This is a genomic window from Bacteroides parvus (assembly GCF_017309675.2).
Classification (GTDB): Bacteria; Bacteroidota; Bacteroidia; order Bacteroidales; family Bacteroidaceae; genus Bacteroides; species Bacteroides uniformis.
Genome location: NZ_CP084680.1, coordinates 2,397,490 through 2,414,642 on the forward strand (window position 1 = coordinate 2,397,490; position 17,153 = coordinate 2,414,642).

At 47.8% G+C, this 17,153-nt stretch carries 12 protein-coding genes; 5 read left to right on the forward strand and 7 right to left on the reverse strand.

The window, feature by feature from the left end; translation table 11 throughout:
- Positions 1-152 precede the first annotated feature (152 nt).
- The 5 genes from JXR92_RS09590 to mce are packed head-to-tail and all read right to left on the reverse strand — an operon-like array spanning position 153 to position 4,765.
- Positions 153-1,313 carry a sodium ion-translocating decarboxylase subunit beta gene (locus JXR92_RS09590; protein WP_005826789.1) on the reverse strand — a complete coding sequence of 387 codons (1,161 nt, stop codon included), beginning with the start codon at positions 1,311-1,313 and terminating at the stop codon, positions 153-155.
- 1 nt (position 1,314) lies between these two features.
- Positions 1,315-1,749, reverse strand: coding sequence for a biotin/lipoyl-containing protein (locus JXR92_RS09595; RefSeq protein ID WP_005826788.1), 435 nt, complete (start codon positions 1,747-1,749; stop codon positions 1,315-1,317).
- A 23-nt stretch (positions 1,750-1,772) separates the two neighbouring features.
- Positions 1,773-2,705, reverse strand: coding sequence for an OadG family transporter subunit (locus tag JXR92_RS09600; RefSeq protein ID WP_008663742.1), 933 nt, complete (start codon positions 2,703-2,705; stop codon positions 1,773-1,775).
- Positions 2,706-2,736: 31 nt separating this feature from the next.
- The gene (locus JXR92_RS09605; RefSeq protein WP_117965501.1) at positions 2,737-4,290 is read right to left on the reverse strand and encodes an acyl-CoA carboxylase subunit beta; all 1,554 of its coding nucleotides are present in this window, start codon (positions 4,288-4,290) and stop codon (positions 2,737-2,739) included.
- Positions 4,291-4,348: 58 nt separating this feature from the next.
- Positions 4,349-4,765: a methylmalonyl-CoA epimerase gene (gene mce, locus JXR92_RS09610; protein ID WP_009036790.1), complete on the reverse strand. Its 417-nt coding sequence runs from the start codon at positions 4,763-4,765 to the stop codon at positions 4,349-4,351.
- Between the two features lie 289 nt (positions 4,766-5,054).
- On the opposite strand from mce, the gene JXR92_RS09615 reads away from it, so the two are divergent.
- From JXR92_RS09615 to JXR92_RS09625, 3 genes are all read left to right on the forward strand, one after another.
- Positions 5,055-6,542, forward strand: a complete 1,488-nt coding sequence (locus JXR92_RS09615) for a TolC family protein (protein WP_138344831.1) — start codon at positions 5,055-5,057, stop codon at positions 6,540-6,542.
- 143 nt (positions 6,543-6,685) lie between these two features.
- The gene (locus JXR92_RS09620; RefSeq protein ID WP_138344833.1) at positions 6,686-8,047 is read left to right on the forward strand and encodes a sigma-54-dependent transcriptional regulator; all 1,362 of its coding nucleotides are present in this window, start codon (positions 6,686-6,688) and stop codon (positions 8,045-8,047) included.
- On the forward strand, positions 8,038-9,351 hold the full coding sequence (locus JXR92_RS09625; RefSeq protein WP_138344835.1) for a sensor histidine kinase: 1,314 nt from the start codon (positions 8,038-8,040) through the stop codon (positions 9,349-9,351). Before JXR92_RS09620 ends, JXR92_RS09625 begins: the two co-directional genes overlap by 10 nt.
- 26 nt (positions 9,352-9,377) lie before the next feature.
- On the opposite strand, the gene aspD is transcribed toward JXR92_RS09625, so the two are convergent.
- A complete protein-coding gene (gene aspD / locus JXR92_RS09630; RefSeq protein WP_138344837.1) occupies positions 9,378-10,997 on the reverse strand; it encodes an aspartate 4-decarboxylase in 1,620 nt (539 codons plus the stop codon).
- 276 nt (positions 10,998-11,273) lie between these two features.
- Positions 11,274-12,968, reverse strand: a complete 1,695-nt coding sequence (aspT, locus tag JXR92_RS09635) for an aspartate-alanine antiporter (protein WP_119962034.1) — start codon at positions 12,966-12,968, stop codon at positions 11,274-11,276.
- Between the two features lie 188 nt (positions 12,969-13,156).
- Between aspT and JXR92_RS09640 the strand changes: the two genes are divergently transcribed.
- Positions 13,157-15,694: a DUF5686 and carboxypeptidase-like regulatory domain-containing protein gene (locus JXR92_RS09640; RefSeq protein ID WP_119962033.1), complete on the forward strand. Its 2,538-nt coding sequence runs from the start codon at positions 13,157-13,159 to the stop codon at positions 15,692-15,694.
- A gap of 107 nt (positions 15,695-15,801) precedes the next feature.
- Positions 15,802-17,091, forward strand: a complete 1,290-nt coding sequence (locus tag JXR92_RS09645; protein WP_117965522.1) for an inositol-3-phosphate synthase — start codon at positions 15,802-15,804, stop codon at positions 17,089-17,091.
- The last annotated feature ends 62 nt before the right edge of the window (positions 17,092-17,153 follow it).

A 17,153-nucleotide genomic window follows, 5' to 3' on the forward strand; every position in this document is an offset into this window, starting at 1 on the left:
GGTTAAACTGACTGCAAGTTACTAAAAAGAATGTATTTACGAAATAATCGTAATCTGTTTTAGATAGATTAACGAAAAAGCCCCTCCAAAAATGATGGAGGGGCTTTAAAATAGTTCGGAATTCAATCCGGATAACGGAATGAATAAATGTATTACATTAAGAATCCCAGCAGGATACCTGCTGCTACAGCGGAACCGATTACACCGGCAACGTTCGGGCCCATGGCATGCATCAGCAGATAGTTGGTAGGATCGTATTCCAGACCTACTACTTGGGAGATACGTGCAGAGTCGGGTACGGCAGATACACCGGCATTACCGATCAACGGATTAATCTTGTTGCCTTTCTTCAGGAAGAGGTTGAAAATCTTCACGAAGATGACACCGGATGCTGTGGCAATGACAAATGATAAGGCGCCCAGACCGAATATCTTGATTGAATCAAGGGTTAAGAACTCGGATGCTTGCGTAGAAGCACCTACTGTCAAACCAAGCAGAATAGTAATGGTATCAATCAGCGGACCACTGGCTGTGTTTGCCAGACGACGTGTAACTCCACTTTCTTTCAGTAAATTACCGAAGAACAGCATACCCAGCAAAGGCAGACCGGATGGTACAAGGAATGTGGTCAGTAACAAACCGATAATCGGGAACATTACTTTTTCCGTATGTGAAACCACACGGGGAGGTTTCATACGGATAAGACGTTCATTTTTACTGGTCAGCCAACGCATAATAGGCGGCTGTATCACCGGTACTAATGCCATATATGAATAGGCTGATACCGCAATGGCACCCATTAAGTTAGGAGCCAGTTTGGAAGAGAGGAAGATGGCAGTCGGACCATCGGCACCACCAATGATACCGATTGCACCAGCCTGCATTGGGTCAAATCCTATGGCAAGGGCAATCATATAAGCACCGAATATACCGAATTGGGCTGCTGCACCAACCAACATTAATTTGGGGTTCGATATCAAAGCGGAGAAATCCGTCATGGCACCGATACCCAGGAATATGAGTGGCGGGTACCAACCGGAGGTTACTCCCTGGTATAGAATATTAAGTACGGAACCTTCTTCATAGATACCGACTTTCAATCCGGCTTCCATATTGAAAGGTATATTACCAATCAGCATACCGAAACCGATAGGAATTAATAGCATCGGCTCAAATTCCTTGGCTACAGCCAAGTATATGAAAAACAAACCTACCAGAAGCATTACCACATGTCCTACCGTTGCATTGGCAAAACCTGTATAAGTCCAGAAGTCGGCAAGGTTGTTTCCTAAAAATGTGATAAATTCTCCCATATTATTCAATAATTACGAGGTCAGTACCTTCGAGAACAGAGTCCCCTTTGTTTACATTGATGGCTGTAATCTTACCGTCTTTATCAGCATTGATATTGTTTTCCATCTTCATGGCTTCCAGAATGATGATAACTTGTCCCTTCTTTACTGTATCGCCGACATTTACTTTGATATCGAGGATTACACCGGGAAGCGGAGATTTTACACCTGACTTGCCGGTAGAAGCAGCGGCCGGTTTTACTACCGGAGTAGCAGGAGCAGCAGGAGCGGATGTGGCTGCCGGACGTGCTACCGGTTTAACGACTACCTTCGGTGCTTTTTCCATTTCAACTTTGTAGGGAGTACCGTTCACTTCTACGTGAGCGATGTTGTCTTCAATATCTCCAATGGCAACTTTATATACGTTACCGTTAATTTTATATTTATATTCTTTCATCGTTTTATTTTATTATGGGTGACTTACTTTTTGTGAGGAGTCTCACGCAACGTATAAATCTTTGAACTCCACGGTGAGTAACTGCGTTTTACACGGGTAATGGTAAGTATCGTGTCTTCCACATCGTGTACATCGCTTTGGAATTCGTGCATGGCCATTGAAATGGCAGCAAAAACTTCTCCCGGAGCCTGCCCCAGTTGTTTCTCTTTTGCTTCTTGTTTATCAGTAATACCTTTAGCTTTCATGGCATTGCGTTTGCTGAGGTTAACTGATATTTTACCTATAATCTTGAAGGAGATGTAGAGTAATATCAGCCCGCAGAATACAACGCTCATGGCAGAAATAGCCATACCGATACCTACGCTGTCATGCTCTTCGAATTTTTCCATTTTGGCATTGCTGTCGATAGTCTTGTTGTTGGTACTCGGAGTGACATATTTATCTTCGCTTCCACCCTTTACTTCCCATTGGTCGGCTGCATCACTGACACGGGCATAGGATTGGTTGGCTTTTAAAGTACCGGCAGGCACTATGACTTGATCAAGCAATTTCTTGCCAGAATCATACAACCCAATCCAGTTGGCATTTGTGGCATCCAGTTTGAAGTTTGTATGAAATGTACCGCGTCTTGGCTCTCCATCAGCCCAGAAAAGTGCATGCTGACGTGGTTTTATGAGTGTCAGAACGTCACCTTTGGGAATGAAATAACTGGCAGTATCACCCGGCTGGCTGCTGAATTTCAGATAGCAACCTGCAAGGTCGGCGCTGCCGTATGATCTGTTGAATATTTCAATCCATGCGCTGTGCACACCGTAGTCATCCTGATAGTTGCTCTCGTTGTTGACCAGCACTTCATTCAGTAACAGTTTGTTGTTCGATTTCTGTTCTTTGCAAGAAGAGCAAAAGCCCAACACCAGCATCAATGAAAGGAATATTCCGATTTTTGTTTTATTCATAATCGTTCTTGTTTTAGTGTGAAAAGCTTGATTACAAGGGAATATTACCATGCTTCTTAGCCGGGTTAGTCAATTTCTTGGTTTGCAACTGTTGCAGGGCACGGATGATGCGGAAACGTGTGTTACGCGGTTCGATAACATCATCGATGTAACCATATTTAGCTGCATTATAAGGATTGGCAAACAACTTGGTGTATTCAGCCTCTTTTTCAGCCAGGAATTGAGCCGGATTTTCCTGCTCTTTGGCTTCGCGGGCATATAATACTTCTACAGCACCTGCACCACCCATTACAGCGATTTCAGCAGTAGGCCAAGCATAATTCATGTCGCCACGCAGCTGCTTACAGCTCATCACGATGTGCGAACCACCGTAGGATTTACGCAGTGTAATGGTAACCTTGGGTACAGTAGCTTCACCGTATGCATACAGCAGTTTGGCACCGTGCAGGATGACGCCGTTGTACTCCTGGCCGGTTCCCGGAAGGAATCCCGGTACGTCTACCAATGATACGATAGGAATATTGAAGGCGTCGCAGAAACGGACGAAGCGTGCGCCCTTGCGGGATGCGTTGCTGTCGAGCACACCTGCCAGATACTTCGGCTGGTTGGCAACGATACCTACGGACTGTCCGTTGAAACGTGCGAAACCGATAATGATATTCTTTGAATAATCTTTTTGGATTTCGAGGAACTCACCATTATCTATGATAGCGCCAATTACCTCGTACATATCGTACGGCTTGTTCGGGTTATCAGGAATGATGTCGTTCAGGGAATCTTCCAGACGGTCGATAGGGTCTGTACAGTCTACATAGGGAGCTTCTTCCAGGTTGTTCTGGGGAATGTAGCTCAACAGTTTGCGGATAAGAGCCAAACCTTCTTCTTCTGTCTGTGCAGTAAAATGAGTAACACCAGATTTGGTGGAGTGAACGCTCGCGCCACCCAGGTTTTCCTGGCTTACGTCTTCTCCGGTTACAGTCTTTACTACCTTCGGACCGGTAAGGAACATGTAGGATGTACCTTCCATCATCAAAGTAAAGTCTGTCAAGGCAGGAGAGTAAACGGCGCCACCGGCACAAGGACCGAAAATACCGGAAATCTGCGGAATGACACCCGAAGCAAGTATGTTACGTTGGAAGATTTCAGCGTAGCCAGCCAAGGCATTGATACCTTCCTGAATACGTGCACCGCCCGAGTCGTTGATACCGATACACGGAGCACCCATTTTCATGGCTTGGTCCATAATCTTACAGATTTTCAGAGACATGGTTTCGGACAGTGAACCGGCAGAAACTGTGAAGTCCTGTGCGAAGACATAAACCAGACGGCCCTCGATTGTACCGCAACCGGTTACCACACCGTCACCGGGGTAGTGTTTCTTTTCCATGCCGAAGTTCGTACATCTATGTTCTACGAACATGTCCATTTCTTCGAAACTGCCTTCGTCGAGAAGCATGGCTATACGCTCACGAGCTGTATATTTACCCTTCTCGTGTTGCTTTGCAATCGCTTTTTCACCACCACCGAGACGTGCTGCAGCGCGGCGGTCTATAAGCTCTTTAATCTTTTCAAGTTGATTACTCATGAATTTATATTCTTTAAATGTTTATACAATTTATGATTTGATGATTTTACAGTCTTGCTTATTCCGGTTTCTCGCAAAGCTCGGTCAGGACACCGAGAGTTGACTTCGGATGCAGGAATGCAATGTTCAGACCTTCTGCACCTTTGCGGGGAGCTTTGTCTATAAGGCGGATACCTTTTTCTTCGACTTCTGCAAGCGCACCGGCCACTCCGTCTTCAACGGCAAATGCCAGATGATGCATGCCGCCGTTGCCGTTGTTCTTCTCAATGAATTTGGCAATTGTGCTTTCGGGAGAAGTAGGTTCCAACAATTCGATCTTTACATCGCCCACTTTCAGGAAAGCGGTTCTAACTTTCTGATCTTCCACGGTTTCGATGTTGTAGCATTTCAAACCTAAAACGTTTTCGTAGTACGGAAGGGCTTCTTCAATGCTCTTAACGGCAATGCCCAGATGCTCAATGTGTGAAATCTTCATAACTATATAAATTAATGTTAGTATTGTATCCTTTTTAATAAAGGTATAAAGCAGCACAAAGAAAGAGAATTCTTCCTTAATAAAGAAATTTTTCATCAATTAATTCATGGATAATTGAACTTTAGAAGGATTTTTTCAGACTTTAGATAGAGACCGGTTGTTTTCCTGATATCGTCCGCTAACGGACATCCCCACTGTCCGAAAATGAACACTTACCCCTCTATGGAACCTTCCCGGCCACTTGGCACACTCTTTGCTTTTCTGTTTGCGACAATTTTAAAGATTGAACATGAAAAAGAATATTTTACTTGCAGTTTGTTTTTTGATGCCGTTGGCAACCATGGCGCAGAATGATACTTTGGGACATGAACGCAATATTACGCTGTCGGAGGCCATTGTACTGGCCCGTACGCAGTCTGTGGATGCTGCTGTGGCATTGAATGAATTGAAAACCGCGTATTGGGAATACCGTACATTCCGTGCGGACTTGTTGCCGGAAGTGAATTTCACCGGTACACTACCCAACTATAACAAGTCCTACAGTACCTACCAGAATTCCGACGGCTCCTATAGCTTTGTCCGCAACAATACACTGGGGCTGTCCGGCCAGCTTTCGGTAGACCAGAACATTTGGTTTACGGGGGGTAAGCTGTCACTGACTTCTTCGCTGGATTATCTCAAACAGCTGGGTTCCGGAGGAGCGAAGCAGTTCATGTCAGTCCCCGTGAGTCTGGAGTTGACGCAACCGGTCTTCGGAGTGAATACCTTGAAGTGGAACCGCCGTATAGAGCCCGTACGCTATGCCGAGGCAAAGGCCGAGTTCATTTCAGCTACGGAAGAGGTGACGATGAAAACCATCACTTATTTCTTTGAGTTGCTGCTGGCCAAAGAATCGCTCGCTACCGCCATGCAGAACAAGACGAATGCCGACCGCCTTTATGAAGTGGCCATAGCCAAACGTAAGATGGGACAGATATCCGAGAATGATTTGCTGCAGCTTAAACTGAATTCATTGCAGGGCAAGGCCGACGTGACTGAGGCAGAGAGCAACCTGAATGCAAAAATGTTCCAGCTCCGTTCTTTCCTCGGGGTGTCCGAGCAGGAAAGCCTGAACCCGGTGTTGCCCGCCACTGTTCCTGATATAAAGATGGACTATGACCGCGTGCTGAACAAGGCACTGGAACGCAACTCCTTTGCACAGAACATCCGCCGCCGCCAGCTCGAAGCTGATTATGAAGTGGCAACGGCACGCGGAAACCTGCGTAGCATCGATCTCTTTGCCAGTGTGGGCTATACGGGGCAAAACCATGAATTCTCTTCAGCCTACCGGGACTTGCTTGATAATCAGATTGTGCAGGTGGGCGTCAAGATTCCTATCCTTGACTGGGGCAAACGCCGCGGCAAGGTAAGGGTGGCAAAGAGCAACCGTGAAGTGGTTTTATCCAAAATCCGCCAGGAACAGATGGACTTTAATCAGGACATCTTTTTGCTGGTGGCTAACTTCAACAACCAGGCGCAACAGCTGGACATAGCCGAAGAGGCGGATGTCATTGCTGAGAAGCGTTACAAGACCAGTGTAGAGACCTTTATGATAGGTAAAATCAGCACCCTGGACCTGAACGATGCACAGAACTCTAAAGACGAAGCCCGTCAAAAGCATATTTCAGAGCTGTACTACTATTGGTATTACTTCTATCAGCTCCGCAGCTTGACCCTTTGGGATTTTGAACGCGATACGGAATTGGAAGCTGATTTTGAAGAGGTGGTAAGAGGATAAGTCGACGGGTTGCAAGTGATAAGTTATGAGTTATTTGCCGGTAAAAGTACCGTATATGCGATATTATAGGTAAATAACTTATAACTTATCATTCATAACTCTGCTTTTTTACTTATTTTTGCGGGAAACAAACTACAATTTTTATGATACTGATAATAGACGACGATAGTGCTGTGCGCTCTTCCCTCAGCTTTATGCTGAAGCGTGCCGGATATGAGGTGAAAACGGCTCCGGGCCCTCGCGAAGCTATGGATATAGTTAGGGCCGAAGCTCCCGCCTTGATTTTGATGGATATGAACTTCACTCTTTCCACTACCGGAGAAGAGGGACTTACCTTATTGAAGCAGGTAAAGGTGTTCCGTCCCGATGTGCCCGTTATTTTGATGACGGCATGGGGAAGTATCCAGCTTGCCGTGCAGGGTATGCAGGCCGGCGCATTCGATTTCATAACCAAGCCTTGGAACAATGCTGCTCTTTTGCAGCGCATCGAGACGGCCCTTGAGCTTACGGCCGCCCCGAAAGAGGTGCCGGAAGAACAGACTACCGCATTGAATCGCAGCCATATTATAGGTAAGTCCAAAGGGCTGATGGAAGTATTGAACACAGTGGCCCGCATAGCCCGTACCAATGCTTCGGTGCTGATTACGGGCGAAAGCGGAACGGGCAAGGAGCTGATTGCCGAAGCCATCCATGTCAACAGCCAACGTGTGAAGCAGCCTTTTGTCAAGGTGAATCTCGGCGGCATCTCGCAGAGCTTGTTCGAGAGTGAGATGTTCGGCCATAAGAAAGGGGCGTTTACCGATGCCAGCGCCGACCGTATAGGGCGTTTTGAAATGGCAAATAAAGGTACTATCTTCCTCGACGAGATTGGTGACCTTGACCCTTCCTGCCAGGTGAAACTGCTGCGCGTGCTTCAAGACCAGACATTCGAAGTGCTGGGCGATAGCCGTCCCCGCAAAGTCGATGTGCGCGTTGTGTCCGCCACTAATGCAGACCTCCGCAAGATGGTGTCCGAACGTACTTTCCGTGAAGACCTTTTTTACCGTATCAACCTGATTACCGTAAAACTGCCCTCCTTGCGGGAGCGCCGTGAAGATATTCCTTTGCTGGCACGTCACTTTGCCGACCGTCAGGCAGAGGTGAACGGCTTGCCGCGTACGGATTTCTCGGCCGACGCTCTGAATTTCCTTTCCCGCCTGCCTTATCCGGGCAACATTCGTGAGTTGAAGAATCTGGTGGAGCGTACCATTCTGGTCAGCGGCAAGCCGGTGCTGGATGCCGCGGATTTCGATGCCCAATATCTGCGTCACGACGAACCGGCCAAAGCTGCCGAAGGTACTTCTTTTGCAGGTATGACTTTGGATGAAATAGAGCGGCAGACTATTTTGCAGGCGTTGGAACAGCATAAAGGGAATCTCAGTCAGGTGGCAGTGTCATTAGGCATCAGCCGCGCTGCGCTTTACAGACGTTTGGAAAAATATAATATTCAATTCCCGTGCGCATAAAATTCTTTTTCTTCATACTTGTCCTTTTTCTGCTCGGTCTGGGTGGAACGCTGGTATATCTGCTGAGTGGAAAGCCGTCTTTGTACCTATACGTGTTGGAGGGGCTCATCGGGTTTATCCTTATCTATCTGATAGTATTCTATAATAAGATAGTGAAGCCGATGAATACCATCGGCAGCGGTATGGAGTTGCTGCGCGAGCAGGATTTCAGTAGCCGTCTCAGTCGGGTAGGGCAGTACGAGGCAGACCGCATTGTGAATATCTTTAACCGAATGATGGAGCAGCTCAAGAATGAACGGTTGCGCATGCGCGAGCAGAATCACTTCTTGGATTTGTTGATTCAGGCATCTCCAATGGGGGTTATTATCCTGACAATGGACGATGAAGTGTCGCAATTGAATCCGATGGCGGTAAAGATGCTCGGTGTCCGTATGGAGGAGGCGATGGCAAAGCGGCTGGACCAGATGGACTCCCCGTTGGCTGCCGAACTTTCGTCCATTCCCAAAGACGAGACGGCAGTGGTCCGTCTCAATGATGCGAATATTTATAAATGCACCCATTCTTCTTTTATTGACAGAGGGTTCAAACATCCTTTTTTCTTGATAGAGCGTATGACGGAAGAAGTGATGCGTGCCGAGAAGCGTGCCTATGAAAAGGTAATCCGCATGATAGCTCATGAAGTGAACAATACCACTGCGGGCATCACTTCCACACTTGATACAGTGGAGCAGGCACTTTCTACAGAAGATGATATGGAGGACATCTGCGACGTGATGCGCGTCTGTACGGAGCGTTGTTTCTCGATGAGCCGTTTCATTACCCGTTTTGCAGATGTGGTAAAGATACCTGAACCTACCCTGGTGCCCGTCCAACTGAATGAGTTGGTGTCCATGTGCAAGCGTTTCATGGAAGGAATGTGCAATGACCGCAATATAGGGCTACGTCTGGAATGCGACCCGGAGGTGGGAATGGTGCGTATGGATGCTTCTCTTTTTGAGCAGGTGCTTGTGAATATCATCAAGAATGCTGCCGAAAGTATAGAGGGGGATGCCGGAGAAAACGGACAGCAAGGTGAGATAATAGTAAGGACCACTGCCCCCGCTTCTGTGGAAGTCGTTGACAATGGTCCGGGGATAAGTAAAGAGACCGAAGCTAAACTCTTCAGTCCCTTCTTTTCCACCAAGCCGAACGGGCAGGGAATTGGCCTGGTGTTTATCCGGGAAGTTTTGAGCCGTCATGGTTGCACGTTCTCCCTACGTACCTACAACGATGGATTGACCCGCTTCCGTATACTATTTAATTGAAATTTGAAAGTTTTACCTTTCACCTTTCAATTTCTGCTTTTAAAGAATTCTTTTGCGTATTCGTCCAATATCCTTTTAATGCCTTGGCCGATGGTCGCATAGTCTTTCTCGTCCAGATTGGCGAGTGAGGCGCGCACGCTCCATTCGGGGCCGTCAAAACCACCGCCGTTCAGCAACACCAGAGAGGTTTCCTTGGCAAGGCGGAAAACTACGTTCAGCGGGCTGTAGGTACGTTTCAGATATTCTACAAAGTCGTCCCCATAGAACTTCTTTGCCCAAACCAGCATGTCGATTTCTGTATAATAACCTACGCGCAACGGGTCTTCCGTCAGCGTGAAACCGGTATTTTCCCAAAGGGCATGCAATCGGCGGCGGATAATCTCCTGCATCTTTTGCTTGTATTTGTTTTCCTTGTCCAGCAGGGCAAAGGCGGCGAAAAGGCCCATCTGCATCTGTTGTGGCAATGACAGTCCGGCGGTATGGTTCAGTGCCACCTGGCGACTGTCGGCAACCATACGGTCGATAAACTTCAGTTTTTCAGGTTCCAGAGTGAGGGTGGAGTAGCGGCGGTGCAGAATCTCCCGTTTCTCTTTCGGCAGTTTGGCTATCAGCTTGTCGAACAGATTGAATTCGTGCAGGGCAATGACCGCATTGCGCCATCCGGTGGCACCGAAGTATTTGGAGAATGAATAGACGCAAAGCGTATTGTAGGGAATTTCTGCCATGAACGAACGGAAGTGCGGACTGAATGTACCGTATACGTCGTCTGTAATAATCATCAGATTAGGGTTGTCATTTCTGACGATGCTCACGATGCGCGCCATTGTATCCGGACTGAGTGTGTAGCTGGGCGGATTACTGGGATTGGTGACAAAGAGGGCCTTGATTTTAGGGCTTTTCAAGCGGTCTATGTCTTCGTCGCTGTACTGCCAGAGGTGCATCCCTTCGCTATTCATGCGGTTGGCATGTATTTTGGTCACTCGAAACTGGTAGCGGCTGAGTTGTGGAATTTCAATATAGGGGGTAAAGGCAGGAACCATGAGGACGATGCCGTCCCCTTTGTTCAGCAGGAAGTTTTCCTGCAGGGAGTCGAAGATATAGCACATGGCGGCTGTTCCACCTTCGGTGGCAAACAGGTCATAGGCACCCCGGGGAGGACGGTTGTCGCACATCTCTTGCGAAAGGTAGTCTTGCACAAGGATTTCTGTAAAATGAAGGATGCGGTCGGGCACGGGATACTGGTCGCCTACAATGCTTTCGGTCCATTCGTGTACAAGGCTGTCGGGGTCGGCGGCATGCTGCATCAGCAGGTAGTTGTAGGTTTGTTCCAGCAATTTGGCACCCGGTGCGTTATTGTTCTTTTTCAGGAAGGCTTCGAAGCGGGAGGCAATGCCTTTTTTTTCGGGGATGCCTGCAATGCCCTCGGGCAAATCCATGATGCGACGGCACTCTTCCAGGCCGAAGCTTCCCAATAGGAAAAAGGTCTCGCGTGGAGCGGTTGCAATCCAGTTGGGGTTGCCGCGCCCTGCGTTCAGCATGGTACGGGCGGTTTTCTTCAGACTTTCGTCTGCCATGTCTATCAGGCGGTTCTTCAGTTCGAAAGGACTGATAGATTCCATTTTCTTTTCTAAAAGTTTTGTATCCATAAGCTCAAGTTTAGGTTCGTTATTTATTGTTTTCAGTCATTCGGTGAATAATCTCTGTTCATGTGGCGGACTATTTCTTTCCTTGCTTGAAATTAATCGTCCGATATATGTTTCCTTTTCGTCCGACAGTTGTTGAATCATCGTCCGACAACTGTTGAATTATCGTCCGACAGCTGTCGGACGAATAGCTATTAGTGAATGGGTATATAGTCGCTTGCATTTCCGGCAATAATTCTTTGAATGCTTCGGATTAGTAAGCATTGACACAAAATCGTCTTATAGTAGCAAAACGATGACTACACCCCATATTATTAATAAGGTATTGCCCACGGCATAGGTCACGGTGTATCCCAGAGCAGGCGTTTCGCTCTCAACGGCATCCTGCACCGCACCTAAAGCGGCCGTAGTGGTACGTGCCCCTGCGCAGACGCCCAAAGCCAGTGCCGGATGGAACTTGAAAACATACCTTGCCAGCAGCAAGCCGATAATCAGCGGCAGGGTGGTGGCTGCTGCTCCCACCAGAAACAGGCTGATACCTACGTCGTGGAAGCCCTGCACGAAACTGGGACCTGCCGAAATGCCCACTACCGCGATGAACATGTTCAGACCGACATTGTTCAACACCCATTGTGAAGGTTCGGGAATGCGCCCGAAGGTGGGGTGCTTACTGCGGAGCCAGCCGAAGAACAAGCCCGCAATCAATGCGCCGCCGCTTGTGCTCAAGCTGATGGGGATGCCGCCGATATGGACGGAAAGTGCTCCGAACAAACCTCCGATAAGGATACCCAGGCCTACGAATATCATATCCGTCTGGTTGGTAGGACGGTCTATATACCCCAGACGTTTGGCTGCTGCTTCCACTTCCTGCCTGGTACCTACCACTTCGATGACGTCGCCGGCATCTACTACCGTTTGTGCCAGCACGGGAATGGATATTCCGGCGCGCTTGATGCTCCGGATACTGACACCGTGCATGAACTTTTCCCTTCGGATAGCTGCAACCGTCTTGCCGGCAACCGTCTTGCGTGTGATTGTAACCGGTAACTTTTCCGCAGGAAAATCCAGGAGCTGGGCATCTTGTACTTCCGGCCCTATCCAGCTTTCTTCGCCTATGATATATTCACGGCGTCCGCTTAGCACTACTTCGTCTCCCGGCTCTATCCGTAGGTTCATGCTGACTTCCACCACAATTCCGGATTTGCGGAGGCGTTCCACAAATAGACGTTTGTCGTGCTGCCGGAAGTAGACTTCCAGGTCAATCACCCGCTTTCCATTCTTGAACCATTCGTTTTCGACCCGGTAGGCACGGAAAGTGACGGGGCGTGCCGCCGGCATGAATCCCGGTTCGTCAGCCAGAGAGCTGCCCATCTTCGCCTCCAGTTCCTTGCAGGCGGCTTTCACCTTTTCCAGCCCGCCCAGCATCTTGGGACCGATGGATGATAGGACCCATGCCGAGCCTGCAGTACCGAAAATGTAGGTGACGGCGTAGGATACGGGAATGATGTTGACGTAACTTTGTCGTTGGGCCTCGTCCAGTCCCATATTGGCCATGGTGTCTTCTGCCACTCCGATGACGGCGGAGATGGTTTGCGAACCGGCCAGCAGTCCGGCAGCTTCACCGGCATTGTAGCCCATCATCAGGGCCAGCAGCCAGGTCACTAACAGTACGGATATACACATCAGTACGGCAAAGCCCACTTGGGGCAATCCGTCCTTTTTCAGTCCGCGGAAGAACTGGGGACCCACTTTATAGCCCACGGCAAAAAGGAAAAGCAGAAAAAATACCGACTTTATCGGACCCGGTACGGCTATATTCAGTTGCCCTACCAGTACGCCTACAAGCAGTACACTGGTCACTGTGCCCAGCGTAAACTTACCGATACGCAGTTTCCCCAGCCAGAATCCCAGGAATATAGTGAGGAAAATGGCAAGTTCGGGGCGTTCCCTGAGCTGGTTGAAAATCCATTCCATAATCAAGTTGTTTAGGTTATATATTGGTTGTTCCGATGCTTTCTGGAGCGTCGTTTCGCTATACAACGGCTTTTAACGGGAAGTGTTTTATACAAAAGGAGTTTTTTAGAACATTTATTCCGTAAAACCGAACTTTAAGAAAAAGTTTTCTTCCGTACCTTTGTCATCCAAATTAGGTAAAACAAGGTATGAAGTTGTTTTTTAGGGTATTTCTGCTTATCCAGCTGGTTACTCTTCCATTGAGGGCACAATATATGGTGCAAGGCGTTGTCACCGATTCGTTGACGAAGGAGCCATTGCCTTATACGTCAGTTTATCTGAAAGGAACTACGGAGGGAGGGATGACGGACAATAACGGCCGTTTTTCCTTCAAGACCTATCGCCCGGAGGCCACGCTGGTCATTTCGGCCGTGGGATATAATGAATATGTCCGGTTGATTCATCCCGCAAAGTCGTCTAAGTTCAATATAGTCCTTTCGCCAGCCACTTATGCACTGGATGAAGTGGTGGTGAAGCCGAAGCGTGAACGGTATAAGAAAAAGGATAATCCCGCAGTGGAGTTTGTACGCAAGATGATAGAGCATCGGGATGACTATTCGCCCGACGAACGCGACTTCTGGAAACGTGACCGCTATGAAAAGATGACTTTTGCCATCAATAACTTCGACAGCTTGAAGCAACAGAAGTGGCTTTACCGTAAGTTCAAGTTTCTGACGGATTATGTCGATACCTCTGCCGTTACCGGCAGGCCGGTACTGGCCATTTCCAACCGTGAGTTGCTTGCCACAGATTATTACCGCAAGTCTCCGCATAGCCGGAAACAGTGGGTCACCGCCCGCAGGCAGGCAGGAGTGGACGAAATGCTTTCCCAGCAGGGTATGGAGCAGGCTATCAGTGTCACCATGACCGATGTAGACCTTTATGAGAACAACATTACCTTGTTCACCAATAAGTTTGTCAGCCCGCTTTCCTCCCTTGGGCCGTCTTTCTACAAATATTATCTGATGGATACGCTTACCGTTGCCGGAAAGCCTTGTGTTGACTTGACATTTGTTCCTTTCAACTCCGAGTCGTTCGGTTTTACGGGACATTTGTACGTCATGCTGGACAGCACCTATTTTGTAAGGCGTGCCGTCATGAACTTTCCTCAGAAAATCAATCTGAACTTTGTGGACTACATGAAGATTGAACAGAATTTTGACCGCGCGGAGGACGGTACGAGGCAGTTGCTCAATGAGAGTATCACTACGGAATTCAAGTTGGTGGACAATAGTGACGGTATTTATGCCAAGCGGGATGTGTATTACAGAAACTATCAGTATGAACCGGATGACAAGGCTCTGCAGGCTTTCCGAAAACCGGAAAAGATGATTGAAGAGGCATCGGCTTCCGGCTATTCGGAAGCATATTGGGATGCCAACCGCCAGGTGGAGGTCAGCAAGAAAGAGACTTCGGTGGACAAGATGATGGCCCAGTTGCGCAGCTATCCCGTTTATTTCTGGACGGAGAAAGTGCTGAAGGTGCTGTTCACGGGGTATATTCCCGCTCCGAAGGAAAAAGAACCTTTGTTCTATATCGGTATGATGAATACCACCATCAGCGGAAATACACTGGAAGGAGTGCGCTTGCGTGCCGGCGGTATGACGACGGCATGGCTCAATCCGCATCTGTTCGGCAGGGGGTATATGGCATACGGTTTTCGCGACCATCGTGTAAAAGGACTTGCTGAACTGGAATATTCTTTTCATAAGAAGAAGGAATATGCCAATGAATTTCCTATACATTCGTTGAAGCTCCGTTACTTGTCAGATGTCAATCAATATGGACAACACTATCTTTATACCAGTCAGGATAATGTTTTTCTTGCCTTGAAACGTCAGAAGGATGACCGTATCGGTTATCAGCGGAAAGCGGAGCTGACCTATACCAATGAGTTCCATTCCGGCTTTTCCGTACAGATGACGGCGCGCCTGCGTAAAGATGAATCATCCCGTCTGATTCCTTTCATCAAGCAGGATGACCGTAATACGTATGTAAAAAGTATTTCGACCAGTGAGCTGGAATTGAAGCTGCGCTATGCTCCCAACGAAAAATTCTTCCAGACCCAATGGAACCGCTTCCCTGTTTCGCTGGATGCTCCGGTCTTTTCGCTTACGCATACCATGGCTGCCAAAGGGGTACTGGGAGGAGACTATACCTATCACTATACGGAAGCGGGTTTTCAAAAGCGTTTCTGGTTCTCGGCATTCGGTTATACGGATGTTATCCTGAAAGCCGGAAAAGTCTGGAATAAGGTTCCTTTTCCTCTGCTTATCATTCCCAATGCGAACTTGTCCTATACCATACAACCTGAGTCTTATTCATTGATGAATGCCATGGAATTCATGAATGATGAATACGCTTCCTGGGATGTGACCTATTACTTGAACGGCTGGCTCTTCAACCGTATTCCTTTGTTGAAAAAGTTGAAATGGCGTGAAGTTCTTTCCTGCCGCGGTTTGTATGGGAATTTGAGCGATAAGAATAATCCGGCTTTTCAGCAGGATTTGTTCCGTTTTCCTGCCGGGAGTACCACCATGGGGCATACGCCCTACGTAGAGGCAGGCGTAGGCATTGAAAATATTTTCAAGGTGTTGCGTGTCGATTATGTATGGCGTCTGACTTACCGAAATTTACCGGATATAGACAAATCCGGGCTCAGAATCAGTCTGCACATGACATTTTAACTTAAATCTTACTAATAGGACATTAAATCGGATAAAATGACTAATCCCAATTGAGTAAAATACCCTAAATTTGAGCAATTTTTTAAACTCTAAATAATACAATGGCAATGAAAGAAAACATTAAGCCGGCAACCGGACGCCTGGGCGTGCTGGTAGTCGGAGTAGGTGGTGCGGTTGCAACCACCATGATTACCGGTACATTAGCTGCTCGCAAGGGCTTGGCAAAAGCTATAGGCTCAATCACACAAATGGCTGCTATGCGCATGCAGGATGGCAAAGAAAAACTTATCAAAGACATAGTGCCTTTGGCTGATTTGAATGATATCGTTTTCGGAGGTTGGGATATTTTCCCGGACAACGCCTACGAAGCTGCTATGTATGCTGAGGTTTTGAAAGAGAAGGACTTGAATCTGGTAAAAGATGAACTGCAAGCCATCAAGCCGATGCCTGCTGCATTCGACCACAATTTCGCAAAACGTTTGAACGGTACGCACATTAAGAAGGCAGCTACCCGCTGGGAAATGACAGAGCAGTTGCGCGAGGATATCCGTAACTTCAAGGCAGCCAATAACTGCGAGCGTATTGTTGTGCTGTGGGCTGCAAGTACCGAAATATATATTCCGCTGTCCAAGGAGCACGAATCTCTCGCTGCTTTGGAACAGGCAATGAAGGAAAACAATACTGAAGTAATCTCTCCGAGTATGTGCTATGCATACGCTGCCATTGCAGAAGGCGCTCCGTTTATTATGGGTGCTCCTAATCTGTGTGTGGATACTCCGGCTATGTGGGAATTCTCCAAGAAAATGAATGTGCCCATTTCCGGTAAGGACTTCAAGAGTGGCCAGACTTTGATGAAGACGGTGCTTGCTCCGATGTTCAAGACCCGTATGTTGGGTGTAAGTGGCTGGTTCTCTACGAATATTCTGGGTAACCGTGACGGCGAGGTACTCGACCAACCGGAGAACTTCAAGACAAAAGAGGTCAGCAAGCTGTCTGTTATCGACAATATCTTCGAGCCGGAGAAATATCCTGACTTGTACGGTGATGTTTATCATAAGGTACGCATCAACTACTATCCTCCCCGTAAGGATAACAAGGAAGCATGGGACAACATCGATATTTTCGGCTGGATGGGCTATCCGATGGAAATCAAGGTCAACTTCTTGTGCCGTGACTCCATTCTTGCTGCTCCCATCGCGCTCGACTTGGTTATTTTCAGTGATTTGGCATTGCGTGCAGGCATGTGCGGCATTCAGACGTGGCTGTCCTTCTTCTGCAAGAGCCCGATGCACGATTTCGAGCATGAGCCGGTACACGATTTGTTCCAGCAATGGCGCATGGTGAAAGAGACTCTCCGCAATATGGTGGGTGAGACAGCACCGAGTTATCTGGACTAAAAAAACAGTGATAAGGTGATAAAAATAAGGTGGTAAGGTGATAGAGTGATAGCACTTTACCA